The 14,459-nt window shown below is 70.1% G+C and carries 15 protein-coding genes; 12 read left to right on the forward strand and 3 right to left on the reverse strand.

What is annotated here, in order from left to right:
- The first annotated feature begins 18 nt into the window (after positions 1-18).
- The 5 genes from IEY73_RS08335 to IEY73_RS08355 all read left to right on the forward strand — a co-directional run bounded on the left by IEY73_RS08335 (position 19) and on the right by IEY73_RS08355 (position 3,723).
- Entirely contained in the window at positions 19-939 is a 921-nt protein-coding gene (locus IEY73_RS08335; protein WP_189078516.1) for a proline dehydrogenase family protein, read from the forward strand.
- A gap of 144 nt (positions 940-1,083) precedes the next feature.
- Positions 1,084-1,326 carry a helix-turn-helix domain-containing protein gene (locus IEY73_RS08340; protein ID WP_189078517.1) on the forward strand — a complete coding sequence of 81 codons (243 nt, stop codon included), beginning with the start codon at positions 1,084-1,086 and terminating at the stop codon, positions 1,324-1,326.
- Positions 1,327-1,503: 177 nt separating this feature from the next.
- A complete protein-coding gene (locus IEY73_RS08345; RefSeq protein ID WP_007465623.1) occupies positions 1,504-1,605 on the forward strand; it encodes a 30S ribosomal protein bS22 in 102 nt (33 codons plus the stop codon).
- Positions 1,606-1,672: 67 nt separating this feature from the next.
- Complete coding sequence (locus tag IEY73_RS08350; protein WP_189078518.1) at positions 1,673-2,749, forward strand: NAD-dependent epimerase/dehydratase family protein; 1,077 nt, start codon at positions 1,673-1,675, stop codon at positions 2,747-2,749.
- Complete coding sequence (locus IEY73_RS08355; RefSeq protein WP_189078519.1) at positions 2,746-3,723, forward strand: lysophospholipid acyltransferase family protein; 978 nt, start codon at positions 2,746-2,748, stop codon at positions 3,721-3,723. Before IEY73_RS08350 ends, IEY73_RS08355 begins: the two co-directional genes overlap by 4 nt.
- Positions 3,724-3,862: 139 nt before the next feature.
- On the opposite strand, the gene IEY73_RS08360 is transcribed toward IEY73_RS08355, so the two are convergent.
- Together IEY73_RS08360 and IEY73_RS08365 are read right to left on the reverse strand one after the other, a co-directional pair.
- Positions 3,863-5,101 (reverse strand): DUF5667 domain-containing protein, encoded by a 1,239-nt coding sequence (locus IEY73_RS08360; RefSeq protein WP_229715673.1) that lies wholly within the window; start codon positions 5,099-5,101, stop codon positions 3,863-3,865.
- Positions 5,102-5,258: 157 nt separating this feature from the next.
- Positions 5,259-6,119: an ECF subfamily RNA polymerase sigma factor, BldN family gene (locus IEY73_RS08365; RefSeq protein ID WP_189078520.1), complete on the reverse strand. Its 861-nt coding sequence runs from the start codon at positions 6,117-6,119 to the stop codon at positions 5,259-5,261.
- A 451-nt stretch (positions 6,120-6,570) separates the two neighbouring features.
- Between IEY73_RS08365 and IEY73_RS08370 the strand changes: the two genes are divergently transcribed.
- From IEY73_RS08370 to hemB, 7 genes are all read left to right on the forward strand, one after another.
- Positions 6,571-6,825 carry a glutaredoxin family protein gene (locus tag IEY73_RS08370; protein WP_189078521.1) on the forward strand — a complete coding sequence of 85 codons (255 nt, stop codon included), beginning with the start codon at positions 6,571-6,573 and terminating at the stop codon, positions 6,823-6,825.
- 11 nt (positions 6,826-6,836) lie between these two features.
- A complete protein-coding gene (locus IEY73_RS08375) occupies positions 6,837-7,478 on the forward strand; it encodes an HAD family hydrolase (RefSeq protein WP_189078522.1) in 642 nt (213 codons plus the stop codon).
- Positions 7,479-7,776: 298 nt separating this feature from the next.
- Complete coding sequence (locus IEY73_RS08380) at positions 7,777-8,514, forward strand: redox-sensing transcriptional repressor Rex (protein ID WP_189078523.1); 738 nt, start codon at positions 7,777-7,779, stop codon at positions 8,512-8,514.
- Positions 8,511-9,800: a glutamyl-tRNA reductase gene (locus IEY73_RS08385; RefSeq protein ID WP_189078524.1), complete on the forward strand. Its 1,290-nt coding sequence runs from the start codon at positions 8,511-8,513 to the stop codon at positions 9,798-9,800. Before IEY73_RS08380 ends, IEY73_RS08385 begins: the two co-directional genes overlap by 4 nt.
- Positions 9,797-10,753 (forward strand): hydroxymethylbilane synthase, encoded by a 957-nt coding sequence (gene hemC / locus IEY73_RS08390; RefSeq protein ID WP_189078525.1) that lies wholly within the window; start codon positions 9,797-9,799, stop codon positions 10,751-10,753. The genes IEY73_RS08385 and hemC overlap by 4 nt, the downstream gene beginning before the upstream one ends.
- Entirely contained in the window at positions 10,750-12,336 is a 1,587-nt protein-coding gene (locus IEY73_RS08395; RefSeq protein ID WP_189078526.1) for a bifunctional uroporphyrinogen-III C-methyltransferase/uroporphyrinogen-III synthase, read from the forward strand. Before hemC ends, IEY73_RS08395 begins: the two co-directional genes overlap by 4 nt.
- 41 nt (positions 12,337-12,377) lie before the next feature.
- Positions 12,378-13,367, forward strand: coding sequence for a porphobilinogen synthase (hemB, locus tag IEY73_RS08400; RefSeq protein WP_189078527.1), 990 nt, complete (start codon positions 12,378-12,380; stop codon positions 13,365-13,367).
- A gap of 43 nt (positions 13,368-13,410) precedes the next feature.
- On the opposite strand, the gene IEY73_RS08405 is transcribed toward hemB, so the two are convergent.
- Positions 13,411-14,424 carry a GNAT family N-acetyltransferase gene (locus IEY73_RS08405; RefSeq protein ID WP_189078528.1) on the reverse strand — a complete coding sequence of 338 codons (1,014 nt, stop codon included), beginning with the start codon at positions 14,422-14,424 and terminating at the stop codon, positions 13,411-13,413.
- Positions 14,425-14,459 lie beyond the last annotated feature (35 nt).

Raw genomic sequence — 14,459 nt, forward strand, 5'->3', positions numbered from 1 at the left:
AGCGATAGTCTCATGGCCATGCTGCGTTCCGTGTTTCTCGCCGCCGCCGGATCGTCCCGCCTGGAGCGGTTGGTGGAGTCCGCGCCGGTCAGCAGGGGCGTGGTGCGCCGGTTTGTCGCGGGCTCCGGGGCGGAGGATGCGCTGCGCACGAGCCGGGCACTGGCCGACGACGGTCTGGCGGTCAGCTTGGATCATCTGGGCGAGGACACCGAGACACCGGAGCAGGCGCAGGCCGTCCGGGACGAATACCTGATGCTGCTGAGCCGGCTGCGGGAAGCGGGCCTCACGCCGGCGGCCGAGGTGAGCGTCAAGTTGTCCGCGCTGGGGCAGAAGTTCGACCCGGCTGTCGCGGTGGAACACGCGCGGGCCGTCTGTGCCGCCGCGGCGCAGGCCGGCACGACGGTGACCCTGGACGCCGAGGACCACACCACCACGGATTCGACCCTGGAGATCCTGGCGGACCTGCGCAAGGACCATCCGACCACCGGGGCGGTGCTGCAGGCGTACCTGCGACGGACCGAGGCGGACTGCCGGGAGCTGGCGGCGTCGGGTTCGCGGGTCCGGCTCTGTAAGGGCGCCTACGCGGAACCGGAGTCGGTGGCGTTCCAATCCGCGTTGGACGTCGACAAGTCGTACGTCCGCTGCCTGAACGTTCTGATGTCGGGTGACGGCTATCCGATGGTGGCCACGCATGACCCGCGGCTGATCGCCATCGCCGAGGACCGTGCGCGCTGGTTCGACAGGTCGTCGGATGAGTTCGAGTTCCAGATGCTGTACGGCGTGCGGCCGGACGAGCAGGCCCGGTTGGCGGCTGACGGGCACACGGTGCGCGTCTATGTGCCGTACGGCCGTCAGTGGTACGGCTACCTGATGCGCCGACTGGCGGAGCGCCCCGCGAACGTGGCGTTCTTCAGCCGCGCCCTTACCTCGCGAAAGTAGTCATTTCGGGGCAAAAAACGTCACACTGCGGCGTGTTGCCTTGACTTTTTGTAGCCATTTCACGGAACGCATCGCATTGGTCACAGCCGTATCGATACGGTACTGGGGACACGGAGGCACGGCCGAAAGGATCGGTGCGAGGCGATGACGGGTCCGACGCAGACGGATGCGGCGACGGCGGGACCGGCGCAGACCGAGGAACGCTTGTCCGAGGTCCGCTTCCTGACGGTGGCCGAGGTGGCCACGTTGATGCGGGTTTCCAAGATGACCGTGTACCGCCTGGTGCACGGCGGGGAGCTGAGCGCGGTGCGGGTCGGACGGTCGTTCCGCGTGCCGGAGCACGCAGTGCACAACTACCTCCGGGGAGCGTTCGGCCAGACGGCCTGAGCTCCCCGCGATACGGGGTCGTGTTGGTCGCCCGGGGGCAGGGCCGCTACGCTGGTGCGGTTGGTCCCGGGATCCTTCAGCGAGTCGCTGGGCCGGGGCTAGTCATCCAGAACGGACTTCGGTCGCGCCTCATCGGTGCGCCGGGTCGACCCCACATGGTTTCGAGAGGCTTGTCGTATGGGCTCCGTGGTCAAGAAGCGTCGCAAGCGTATGGCGAAGAAGAAGCACCGTAAGCTGCTGCGCAAGACCCGCGTCCAGCGTCGTCGTCTCGGCAAGTGAGGCATGGCCGGGCAACGCCCGGCCATCTCGCTAGCCTCTCCACCGCCTCGTTTCGAAGGGCGCGACCGTGGTGACCTCCCATCCCGCGGCGCCGCCGCGGGTCGTCGTTGTCACCGGCGTCAGCCGATTCCTCGGTGCCCGGGTGGCCGCGCGGCTCGCCGCCGATGAGCGCGTCGAACGCGTCGTCGGTCTGGATCCGCTGGAACCGCCGCCGACCCTCGCCGGCCTGCTGGGCGGCGTCGAACTGGTGCGTGCCGACGCGCGTGCCGCCTCCGCGGCGATCGCGGAACTGGGTGCCGAAGCGGTCGTGCACCTCGCGGTGACCGGCGCGCCCGATCCGCAGCACGGCGGGCGCGCGGCGATGAAGGAACAGAACGTCATCGGCACCATGCAACTGATCGCCGCCGCTCAGGCCGCGCCGCGGCTACGCAAGCTGGTGGTGCGCTCGTCCACCGCGGCGTACGGTGCCTCGTTCCGTGATCCGGCCGTGTTCACCGAGGACACCGAGCCACGGGCGGTGCCGCGCGGCGCCTTCGCCCGCGACATCCTGGACATCGAGGGATATGTGCGCGGCTTCCGCCGACGCCGTCCCGAGGTGATCGCCACGGTGCTGCGGTTCGCCCCGTTGATCAGCTCGACCGCGGACACCTCGCTGACCCGGTACTTCGCGCAGCCCCTGGTGCCCACCGTGTGGGGCCGTGACGCCCGGCTGCAGTTCGTGCATGTCGACGACGCGCTGGAAGTGCTGCACCGCTCGGTGGTGGCAGACCATCCGGGCACCTTCAACGTGGCCGGAGCCGGCGTGCTCACCCTCTCGCAGGCGGTTCGCCGGGCCGGGCGCATCGCGTTGCCGCTGCTGGAGGGCACGCTGTCGGCGACCGCCGCGGTGGCACGGCACGCGGGCGTCGGCCAGATCGGCCTCGACCAGCTCGACCTGTTCGTGCACGGGCGCGTGGTGGACACCACCAGGCTGGTGCGCGAGTTCGGCTTTGCTCCGCGCACCACGGCGGAAGCCTTTCAGGACTTCATCACCGGGCACGCCAACGGCTCCTCGTTGACCGCGGACCGCCTGGCCGCGGCGGAACGCGCCATCCTGGACGGCATCCGGAAGGTGCGCGCGTCGGTGGGCGGTGAACACGCGTGAGCCAGGAGGAGTACCGCTCGGCGATGCCCGGTCACGCCGAATTCCAACTTCCCGCGGAGGGACCACCCCGCCGGGTCAACGGGGTGCCGCCGGTGCCGCACGCCACCGGCTCCGCCCCGCGGCGAGACGCCGTCGACGTGTGGGACGAGCGGATCGCCGGCGGGCTCGCTTTCCTGCGGCGGCGGCTGGCCGGCGCGTACGAGGTGGACGATTTCGGCTTCGACTCGGATCTGACCGACTCGGTGTTCTATCCGATGCTGCGCGTGCTCTACCGCGACTGGTTCCGCACCGAGGTGCACGGCATCGAGCATGTGCCGGACAGCGGTGGCGGACTCATGGTGGGCAACCATTCCGGCACCCTGGCCCTGGACGCCGTGATGCTGTCCGTGGCCCTGCGCGACCGCCATCCGCGGGAACGTTTCCTCCGGCTGCTGGGCGCCGACCTGGTTTTCCGCGTGCCGGTGCTCTCCGAACTGGCCCGCAAGGCCGGTGCCACGGTGGCCTGCAATCCGGATGCCGAACGCTTGATGAGCTCCGGTGAGCTGGTCGGCGTGTTCCCGGAGGGCTTCAAGGGCATCGGCAAGAAGTACGCCGACCGGTACAAGCTGCAGCGCTTCGGTCGTGGCGGGTTCGTGTCGGCGGCCCTGCGCACCGGCACCCCGATCATTCCGGTGGCGATCGTCGGCGCCGAGGAGATCTATCCCATGCTGGCGGACCTGAAGCCGCTGGCCCGTTTGCTGGGCATGCCCTACTTCCCGGTGACGCCCACGTTCCCGTGGCTCGGGCCGCTCGGCTTGGTGCCGCTGCCCAGCAAGTGGCTGATCCAGTTCTGTCCGCCGATCCCGACCGGGCATCTCACCGAGTTCGCGGACGACCCGATGGTCGTCTACAACCTGGCCGACCAGGTGCGGGAGACGATTCAGACGACGCTGTACGCGTTGCTGGAGAAGCGGCCCGACCCGTTCGGGCCGTGATGCCGGCGCCGCATCATCGATCGATGGCGTTTGATCGATGGTGGCGACGCCGTGCGGTCCGTATAGTGCAGTTGAGGGGCGGCCCCGGGTGATACCCGGCACCGCCCCTCGCCATGTTCGCGGGGCCCGGCTCGGCTGGTCAGCCGACCCCGCCGAGGAGCTTGCCCAGCAGGCTGTCCTCCGCCTGACCGTCGCCCTCGGCCGGCGTGCCCGTCGACGGCGTGGTCGTCATGGTGGTGGTCGGGGTGAGCCCCGGAGTCGCGCCGTGGACGCCGGAGGAGGCGCCGCCGCCCGACCGAGCAGCCGACTCCGTCGCCGGGTTCCCAGCGCCACCATTCGCCGTGCCGCCCGTTGCCGTGCCGCCGTTCGATGCGTCGCCCTCGCTCACTGTGCCCGTCGCCGGCATCTTGGTGTGTTGCTCGGCATTTTCGGTGGCCCCCGTCGCTGTGGACTCCGCCGCCGCACCGGCGCTGCCGGGCGCTTCGCCGATCGACTCGTCGCCGGCTCCGTCCGCGCACGGGCGCAGCACGGGTCCCAGGGAGTCGGCTCCGGCCGAGGCCACGGTGTCGCACGCCAGCCCGGATCGCAGGGCTTCGGTACGGTGCCGGATGTCGTCCAGCAGACCGATGGACTCCGCGGTGCGTTCCCCGTCGATGGTTTCCAGGCGGTCCAGCGCCGGCCGGAAGGTCCGTAGCTGACCGGCCACGAACTGGTCGACGGTGTTGAGCACCGACGCGTCCCGGCGGGCGACCGCCGACATGGTGAGCAGCTTGACGCCCTGGCGGGTGTCGTCGTCCATGTCGTCCAGCACCCGGCGCAGCGCAGCGGATCCGCCGTGCATCGTCACCGCCTCGGCGAGGCGGGTCTTCGCGAAGTCCAGGGACAACTGACCGCGCGTGACATCCGAGCCGGCCATCGCCAACTGCGCCTTCTCGGTGGATCGCTTGACCCCGTAGAGAGTGTCACCGGGGTAGGCGTTCTCGCTGGCGGCGGAGATGCCGGAGACCGCCATGGCGCCGGCCGCCACACCGACGACGATGAGGCCGCGGGTGCGGATGCGCCGCCCGGACAGTCGCCCGAGCACGCCACGCGACGGCTCGGTGGCCGGCGTGGCCGGTTCGGTGTGGTCGGCGGTGGTCTGGCCGATGCCGTCGCGCTCGGCAGTGGCCAGCAACATGGCGCGCAGACCCACGCGGAACTCGGGGTCCACGCGCGCTTCGGGCTGGACCGCGGAGAGGCTCTGGCCGACGGCGACGAGTTCGGCGAGCCGGTCATCGCCCGGCCGGTCGTGGCCGGTACGCCGGAGTGGCTCGCCGGTCGCCTCGAGGAGCTCCGCGAAGCGCTCGGCGCTCCGCCGGTCCCGGAAAGCAAGACTCACCGCGGGCACCTCCCTTCGCTGGTGATGGCTACGCCGGCGGCGGTGCCGGCGGGCGCGACAGAAGATCGAGTAGGCACTCGTTCCCTCGTGGGTCGCATCCAGACAAACGGATGAGAGTGGCAAACGGTTACGGTCGTCGACATGTGGTATGGCGGGCTCACCACTGGAAACCTTCGGGCAGGAGGCGGGCCAGGGCACGTACCGCGCGATACTGCAGCGCCTTGATCGCGCCCTCGTTCTTGCCCATGGTCTGTGCCGTCTCGGCCACCGAGAAGCCCTGCAGGAATCGCAGCACGATGCATTCCTGCTGTTCCGGGTTGAGCTGTTTGACCGCGGTCAGCAGGGCCACGTTGGTGATGTGGTCGACCACCGACGACTCCGGGCTTCCCTCCGGGCCGCGCGCCTCGCGGTCGGCGTCCAGCACGTCGCCGGTGGTCACCTCAAGGCGGTATCGGCCGGACTTGAAGTGGTCCGCGACGAGGTTGCGCGCGATGGTGACGAGCCACGCGCCCAGGTCGCGCCCCTGCCAGGTGAAGCTGCCGATGCGCTTGAGCGCACGCAGGAAGGTGTCCGACGTGAGGTCTTCGGCGAGCTGCCGGTTGCCGACTCGGAAATACACGAACCGGAACACCGTGTCGACGTACCGGTCATAGATCTTGCCGAAGGCTTCCGCGTCGCCGGCCTGGGCGCGTTCCACCAGGGCCCACACCTCGGCCGCAGCGTCGGAGGGATCCGGGCGTGCCGGGTATTTGGGCGGTTCGGTCTCGCGTGGCGGTCCGGTGGTGCTCTGCGTGGGTACGACGACGGTGGTCTCACCGTCGGTGGTCTCGCCGGGACGCCGGCCGGGGCCGGGCTGTGCGGGCATGGTCGGTCGGCCGGGTGCCGCCACCCGTCCGCCCACATGCTTGGTGTTGCCGGTGGCCGGCAGGCGATGGCCGGGCACCTCGTTGGTGTGCGGGCGGTTCCGGGTCTGTCGGGGATTGTCACCGCGGATGGCGCGCATCACCGTGCTGTCCATCGCACGTGCCAGCGAGCCCCCTCTCCGCGGGAGCCCATGCTGAGGGTCGAATGTGGGTCCTGAGGCGTGCGCATGACTCACTGCGCCTCCTCGAACCGGTGCGCCCGCGCGGACCGCGGTTCCGGAGCCCATAATCCCGGACAAATACGTGCTTCAAGCGACACGGCGGCCTCCTCGGGAAGAGAGGATGTCCTCATAACAAAAGGGGTGAAGCGCCCGCGAAAATTAGGGGCAACCTCACCCGGGGGTGTGGGGTCCGTTACACAGCTGGGAAGTATCACGGCCGAATGGCACGTGAGGTCGCACACGGTGTGCGGCGGGAGAAATTATCCCGTAGTGGTGCAGACACGACATCGGGTGCGCATGACAGGATGGATTGCAGCCTGGGACAGGAGGCGGACCCGTTGTGCGGCCACCTCCGTACGGGCGACGTGTGCGAGACTCACCGCTCGTGAGCGAGATCCGCCTGACCTTGATCAGCCGCGACGGCTGTCACCTGTGTGAGGTGGCCGAGCGTGACCTGGACCGGATCGTCCCCGGCGCGTGGCGCCGGGTGGACGTGGACTCCACGGTTGACCTGCAGCGCGATTACGGCGACCGGGTCCCGGTGCTTCTGCTGGACGGCGCCGAGCACGGGTACTGGCGGGTGGAGGAGGACCGGCTGCGACGGGATCTCGCTCGACGGCCGGGGGAGCCGCGGCGGTAACTTAGTCACCCGTGGGGAGAACGCACCTTGTCTGGGACTGGAACGGCACCCTTCTCGACGACCTGACGCTGGTGGTCTCCTCGACCAATCTGGCGTTCGACTCGGTCGGTGGGCGCGCGGTCGATGCCGAGGAGCACCGGCGCTCGTTCCGGCGTCCGATCGCCGAGTACTACGCCGACGTCTTGGACCGGGCGGTGGATGCGGAGGAGTTCAGCCGGCTGGACCGGATCTTCCACGAGGCATACCGGCTGGGACTCACCACGGCTTCGCTCGCCGGGGATGCGAAGGAAGCGATCAAGGCATGGCCCGGCACCCAGTCCCTGCTCTCCATGTGGTTCCACGACGAGTTGGTGCCGGCCATCGAGACGTACGGGCTGACCGGCTCGTTCAGTCGCGTGGACGGGCTGCGAGCCGAGGTCGGCGGTGACCTGAAGGCCGGCCATCTCGCCCGGCACCTGGACCGGCTGGAGATCGCCGGGGACCGGACGGTGCTGATCGGCGACTCGCTGGACGACGCGGTGGCGGCCCGTTCGGTCGGTGCCGAGGTGGTGCTCTACACGGGCGGGTTCACCGATGCGGCCCGGTTGCGCGAGTCCGGGCTTCCGGTGGCCGACACCCTGGTCGAGGCCGTGCAGCGGGCGCAGCAGGTGTAGGCATCGGCCGGTGTCGTGACGCGGACACCGGTCGCCCGATCCATCCGGTTCGAAATCCGTCGGGGTTGGCAGGCGGGTCACGAAACGGGGCATACTCGCGATGGGTCGAGTGCCAGGTAGCACGTCGAGTCGATCTTTGTCCAGGTCTCCACTCAAGATCGCGATTTGTGCAGGCCTTCACAAGCGCCTAGGCTGTGGTTCCGACGAGCCCGCTACCACAGCCGGACTGTGCAGGCGTCATCGGTACACCACATTCGGCAGGGCTCACCGCAGGTCCGCCTCGTCGGCACGGAGTCAGATGAGCCAGCAACGTCACGGCAGCACACCCGGTAGCACCGGTGCGGTCCCCGCCTTTCCGGATCTTCCGGAGGCGACCATCGCCCGGCTCCCGGAGTACCTCCGTGCCCTGCACTACCTCAGCGAGTCGGGCTCGGACACCATCTCCAGCGAGGGGCTGGCCACGGCCGCCGGGGTCAACTCGGCGAAGCTTCGCAAGGATCTGTCCCACCTCGGGTCGTACGGCACCCGCGGGGTGGGCTACGACGTGGCCCTACTGATCGATCAGATCGAATACATCCTCGGTCTCGATCAGCGGCGAGCGGTCTGCCTGGTGGGCGTGGGTAATCTCGGGCACGCGCTGGCCGGCTACGACGGCTTCGCCAGCCGCGGCTTCCGGATCGTCGCCCTGTTCGACGCCGACCCGGCCCGCATCGGCGAGAAGATCAATGGGCTGACCGTGCGCCACATCGATGAACTGGGCCGCGTCGCAGCCGAGGAGTCGCTGGCCATCGGCGTCATCGCCACCCCCGCCAGCGCCGCTCAGGCGGTGGCCGACGACCTGGTCGCCGCCGGGGTGACAAGCATCCTCAACTTCGCGCCATGCGTGCTGACCGTTCCCGCCAACGTCGACGTCCGCAAGGTCGACCTGGCCATCGAGCTGCAGATCCTGTCGTTCCACGAGCACCGCAAGGCGTCGCTGACCGCGCTGCCCGGCGGACGGTCTGCCGCCGGCAATCAGGAGGCAGTCGGATCGTGAACCTTCTCAGCGTCGGAGCCTCGTACCGCACCGCCGACGTCGGCACCCTGGAGCGTCTCGCGATCCCGGAGTCCGAGATGTCCGCCCTGCTGCAACGGCTGGTTGCGCAGCCGTTCGTGGGCGAGGCCGTGGTGCTGTCCACGTGCAACCGGGTCGAGGTCTACGCCGCGGTCACCGGCTTCCACGGCGGGCTCGGCGACGTCTGCAACGTGTTGGCCGAGTACTCCGGCATCGGGGCCAGCGAACTCGCCGGCCACCTCTACGTGCACTACGACGAGGCGGCCGTGCGGCACGCGTTCCGGGTGTCCGTCGGGCTGGACTCGATGGTTGTCGGCGAGGCGCAGATCCTCGGGCAGCTCCGGGACGCCTACCACCGCGCCACCGAGTCGGACACCGCAGGCCGGCTGCTGCACGAGCTCATGCAGCAGGCATTGCGAGTGGGCAAGCGGGCGCACGCCGAGACCGGCATCGACCGGGCCGGACAGAGCGTGGTCAGCGCGGCGCTGGACATGGCCAACGGGCATCTCGGGCCGATCGAGGGGCGTTCCGCGCTGGTCATCGGTGCCGGGGCGATGGGCGCGCTGTCGGTCGCGACACTCACCCGCGCCGGCGTCGGCCCGTTGCGCATCACGAACCGCAGCGCCGACCGCGCCCACCGGCTTGCCGAGGCGTACGGGGCGGTGGCCGTGCCCTTCGCCGAACTCGATCAGGTCCTGGGCGAGGTCGACCTGGTGGTGTCGGCCACCGCCTCGACCCGCCCCGTACTCACGCGCGAGCGCTTGGAGCGGACGCGGCCGTTGGTCGTGCTCGACCTCGCCGTGCCACGCGACGTGGCCCCGGACGCCACCCGCCTGGACGGGATCACCGTGATCGACATCGACGCCCTGGCCGCCGGCCACCGGGCTGCTCCGGCCGCGGCCGAGACCGCCGCCGTCGACCAGATCGTGACGGCCGAGGTCGACCACTTTCTGGCCTGGCTGCGCGGCGCCGACATCGCTCCCACGGTGGCGGCCCTGCGCACCCGCGCCGACGAACTGGTCGCCGCGGAGCTGCGTAAACTCACCGGCCGCCGTCCGGAGCTCACCGAGGACCAACGCGCCGACGTGGCGCGCACCCTGCACCGGGTGGTGCAGCAACTGCTGCACTCGCCGACCGTACGGGTGCGTCAGCTAGCCGCGGAACCCGGCGGCGACCAGTACGCCGCCCTCCTGCGCGAGCTGTTCGACCTCGACGTTCCGCACGCCACGCAGGTCGCCGCCGTGCCCGAGATCGGGGATGCACGGTGACCGCCGCGCTGCGCCTGGGCACCCGCGGCAGCGCGCTGGCGCTGGCCCAATCCCAGTTCACCGCCGACGCGCTGACCGCCGCGACCGGACGCCCGGTGGAACTCGTCCGAGTCGTCACCGCGGGTGACCGGTCGGCCGCGCCGGTCGCTCAGCTCGGTGTGGGCGTCTTCGTCTCGGCGTTGCGGGACGCGCTGCTCGCCGGGGAGATCGACTTCGCGGTGCACTCCTACAAGGACCTGCCCACCGGGGAACACCCCGGCCTGCACATCGCCGCCGTCCCGGAGCGCGAAGACCCGCGTGACGCACTGGTCACTCGTGGTGGTCGCGCGCTGCGCGACCTGGGCTCCGGCGCCACGATCGGGACGGGCGCGGTGCGCCGAATCGCGCAACTGCATGCTTTGGGCCTAGAGTTGCAGGTCACGCCGATCCGCGGGAACGTGGACAGCCGCATCGGCCGGGTGCTCGGCCCGCAGGCCGACCTCGACGCGGTTGTCCTGGCTCGCGCCGGCGTGGTGCGTCTCGGTCGGGCCGCCGAGATCACACAGACGTTGGATCCGGAGCTCATGCTGCCCGCGCCCGCTCAGGGTGCGCTGGCAGTGGAGTGCCGGTCCGACGACGCAGACCTGGTCGAGCTGTTGGCCGCACTCGACCACGCACCGTCCCGTGCCGCCGTCACGGCGGAACGGGCGGTGCTCGCCACGCTTGAGGCCGGGTGCTCCGCCCCGGTCGCGGCATACGCTCGCCTCGACGCAGGCGCGCACGCCGGATCAGCCATCGACGGCGAATCCGGCGAACGGATCCACCTGCGCGGTGCGGTGATCAGCCCGGACGGAGCCCGAGCCGTCCGCCTGTCGCGCACCGGTACGCCCGCCGACGCAGCGGAGATCGGAAAGGCGCTCGCCGCCGATCTCCTCGACGCCGGCGCTGACACCCTGATGGGGAGCAGAGAATGACCACCCGCACCACCCGCAAGCCCGTTGGACGCATCGCGTTCGTCGGTGCCGGACCGGGAGACCCCGGCCTGCTGACCCGCCGGGCACACGACGCCCTCATCGACGCCGACCAGGTGGTGTACGACCGCGGTGTGCCGGAACAGCTATTGGCTGCCGTCCGGGCCGAGGTCAAGGAGGAGGCCCAATTCAGCCTCGCCGAGGGCGCGCCGGGCGACGTCGCCAACGTGCTGCTGTCCGCGGCCCGGTCCGGGCTTTCCGCGGTGCACCTCGTTGCCGGAGACCCGTTCGGCCACGAGGCGGTGATCAAGGAAGCGCAGGCGGTGGCACGCACCGCGGTGCGCTTCGAGGTCGTGCCCGGCCTCGGCCAGGCCGAGGGCGTTTCCACGTACGCCGGAGTGCCCCTGCCCGGAGTCCGCATCGCTGCCGACGTGGACGATGTCGCGGCGCTGGACTTCGAAGCGCTGGCCGCCGCCGTGCTGAAGGGCTCGTTCGCGGTCGCCGTCGATGCCGGTGACCTCGCCGCGGTGCGCGACGGGCTGCTCGCGGCGGGCGTCGAGCCCGGGGTGACCGTGGCGGTGACCGGCGACGGCACCGGCGAGACCCAGTACACGACCACGTCCACCGTGGACAGTTTCGTCGCGGCGGCGCTCGGCTTCACCGGTCGAGTCGTGCTCACCGTCGGTGCCGAGGTCGCCCAGCGTGACAAGTTGAGCTGGTGGGAGAACCGTCCGCTGTACGGCTGGAAGGTTCTCGTCCCGCGCACCAAGGAGCAGGCCGGCGCGATGAGCGCCCGGCTGCGCGCCTACGGGGCCATCCCGTGTGAGGTGCCGACCATCGCCGTGGAGCCGCCGCGCACCCCCGCGCAGATGGAGCGCGCGGTGAAGGGACTCGTCGACGGACGGTACGCCTGGGTGGTCTTCACCTCGGTGAACGCGGTCCGCGCGGTGTGGGAGAAGTTCGCCGAGCACGGTCTGGACGCCCGTCATTTCGGCGGCGTCAAGATCGCCTGCATCGGCGACGCCACCGCCGACGCGGTGCGCGCCTTCGGCATCCAGCCCGAGCTCGTACCGTCCGGAGAGCAGTCCAGCGAGGGCCTGCTCGCCGAGTTCTCACCGCACGACGAGGTGCTCGACCCGGTCGGGCGGGTGCTGCTCCCGCGCGCCGACATCGCCACCGAAACGCTCGCGGCCGGCCTCATCGAGCGTGGCTGGGAGGTCGATGACGTCACCGCGTACCGCACCGTGCGCGCCGCCCCGCCGCCCGCCGAGATCCGTGACGCCATCAAGAGCGGCGGTTTCGACGCCGTCCTCTTCACCTCGTCCTCGACCGTGCGCAACCTGGTCGGCATCGCCGGCAAGCCGCACGCCCGTACGGTCGTCGCGGTGATCGGCCCGAAGACCTCGGAGACCGCTTCCGAGTTCGGGTTGCGGGTCGACGTCCAGCCGCCGCACGCGTCCGTGCCCGATCTGGTGGAGTCACTCGCCGAGTACGCCGTCGAGCTGCGCGAGAAACTCGCCACCATGCCGGCCAAGCAGCGCCGCGGATCCAAGGTGCAAGGGCCGACGGCTCTGCGATTCCGCTGAGTTAAGGTCCGGTTTCGCCGACTTCGTCCGAGGAGCCCCTCATGACGTACCCCGACATCCGCCCGCGCCGGCTGCGGCGCACCGCCGCGCTGCGCCGCCTGGTCGAGGAGACCCGGGTTGCGCCGGCCGAGCTGATCCTGCCCCTGTTCGTCAAGCAGGGTCTCACCGAGCCGCGGCCGATCAGTTCGCTGCCCGGTGTCCTTCAGCACACGCGTGAGAGCCTGCGCAAGGCGGCACACGACGCGGTGCGGGCGGGTGTCGGTGGGCTGATGCTCTTCGGGGTCCCGGAGCAGTCCGCCAAGGACGAAACCGGGTCGGCCGGGATCGACCCGGACGGCATTTTGAACGCCGCGATCCGTGACGTGATCGCGGAGGTCGGTGACTCCACGGTCGTGATGAGCGACCTCTGTTTGGACGAGTTCACCTCGCACGGCCACTGCGGCGTGCTGACCGCGGACGGCGCCGTGGACAACGACCGCACGCTGGAGTCGTACGCTCAGATGGGCGTCGCACAGGCCGAAGCGGGCGCACACATGGTCGGCCCGTCCGGGATGATGGACGGGCAGATCGGCGTGGTCCGCGAGGCCCTCGACCGCGCGGGGCATCAGGACGTCTCGGTGCTGGCATACGCCGCGAAGTACGCCAGCGCGTTCTACGGCCCGTTCCGGGAAGCGGTCGAGTCCACGTTGCAGGGTGACCGTCGCACCTATCAGCAGGATCCGGGCAATGCGCGGGAGGCGCTGCGCGAGGTGGACCTTGATGTGGCCGAGGGTGCCGACATCGTGATGGTGAAGCCGGCGTTGCCCTACCTGGACGTGGTGCGCGCGGTTCGCGAGCGCGTGGATGTCCCGGTCGCCGCCTATCAGGTCTCCGGCGAGTACGCCATGGTCGAGGCTGCGGCCGCGAACGGCTGGATCGATCGTGACCGGGTCATCCTGGAGAGCCTGACGTCGATCAAGCGCGCCGGGGCCCAGATGACCCTCACCTACTGGGCGGCGGAGGCTGCTCACCTGCTGCGCGAACGCCTCTAGCCGCACCAGCCTCCCGGTCGGTGCCGTTTGTCGGTGACGCGGCCTAAGGCTCCATGCTCTGCACGAGTTGGGCGACGTCCGCGCCGTACTCGTACCAGTCGCGGTCGGACTCGTACCCCAACTCGGCGTTGACCTTCAGCATCGACTCGTTGTGCTGGGCGTTCCAGGTCTGCACCTGTCGCACCGCGGGTTCGGCCGCACGCAACTCGAAGAGCATCCGCGCCTTGATCGCGCGGTCGATGCCGTAACCGCGATGCTCACGCACGACGATCGTGTCGTACTGGTCCGCACGCTCCGGGTGTTGGGCTGGCACGACCACCTCGGTCAGGCCGGCAACGGCGCCTGTCGCATCGTGGATGGCCAGCACGATATAGGGCCTGAGGCCGCGTCGGTGCAGGGTGTCCAGGCTCTCGCGCAGCCGTTGCGGGTCTGACGAGCGCGGTGCCAGGTCCAGGTCGCTGTCGTCGCGTTGCGCGTCGAGCTTTGCCTGCGCGTACGCCTCAAGGAGCTCGTCGGAGGGGCCGCCCGGATGATATTCGACCCGATATCCGACACCGATGCTGTCGGCCATCCGGGCCAGCTCCGGCCAATCTACCTGCGACAGCGTGAGGACGCTGCGAGTCTCCACGAATTCTCGCTCGAAGCCCATCGCCTCATAGAAGGCGATGGCGGGGGTGCCACCGATCGCCTCGACGCCGATCGAGGAGAAGCCTTCCAGGTAGGCCCGCTTGGTGGCCATCGCGACCAGTTGCCGGCCCAGACCGCGGCGGCGCAGGTTCGGGTGCACCAGCACCTCCAGGACGCCGATGTCGCCGAGCAGCAGGATGCTCACATGCCCGAAGATCTGGCTCTCGCCCTCGGCCAGTCGGTCGTCCTCGGCCACCCAGCTGATCCGGCGCTCGCCTGGCATCGTCTCGGCCAGATAATCACTGACCTGGACCTCTCGCCATGGTGGATCTTCCGGGAGATCCACGGCCAGCGCTGCGTTGAGCGTCTGGACGAGCGATCGGATCTCCCCCGGCGAAGCCGCCCGGGGATCCCATTCACGCACCCTCACCCGTACAGCTTGCCGGGAAGTCGACTTTCAGGGAA

It is taken from the genome of Mangrovihabitans endophyticus (assembly GCF_014646155.1).
GTDB lineage: Bacteria > Actinomycetota > Actinomycetes > Mycobacteriales > Micromonosporaceae > Actinoplanes > Actinoplanes endophyticus.

What these genes read in the sequence shown, in the direction of transcription:
- IEY73_RS08345 (WP_007465623.1), top strand. Translation starts at nt 1,504, where the DNA reads ATGGGCTCCGTGGTCAAGAAGCGTCGCAAGCGTATGGCGAAGAAGAAG.
- IEY73_RS08380 (WP_189078523.1), top strand. Translation starts at nt 7,777, where the DNA reads ATGAGCCAGCAACGTCACGGCAGCACACCCGGTAGCACCGGTGCGGTC.
- hemB (WP_189078527.1), top strand. Translation starts at nt 12,378, where the DNA reads ATGACGTACCCCGACATCCGCCCGCGCCGGCTGCGGCGCACCGCCGCG.
- IEY73_RS08365 (WP_189078520.1), bottom strand. Translation starts at nt 6,119, where the DNA reads ATGGACAGCACGGTGATGCGCGCCATCCGCGGTGACAATCCCCGACAG.
- IEY73_RS08340 (WP_189078517.1), top strand. Translation starts at nt 1,084, where the DNA reads ATGACGGGTCCGACGCAGACGGATGCGGCGACGGCGGGACCGGCGCAG.
- IEY73_RS08335 (WP_189078516.1), top strand. Translation starts at nt 19, where the DNA reads ATGCTGCGTTCCGTGTTTCTCGCCGCCGCCGGATCGTCCCGCCTGGAG.
- IEY73_RS08395 (WP_189078526.1), top strand. Translation starts at nt 10,750, where the DNA reads ATGACCACCCGCACCACCCGCAAGCCCGTTGGACGCATCGCGTTCGTC.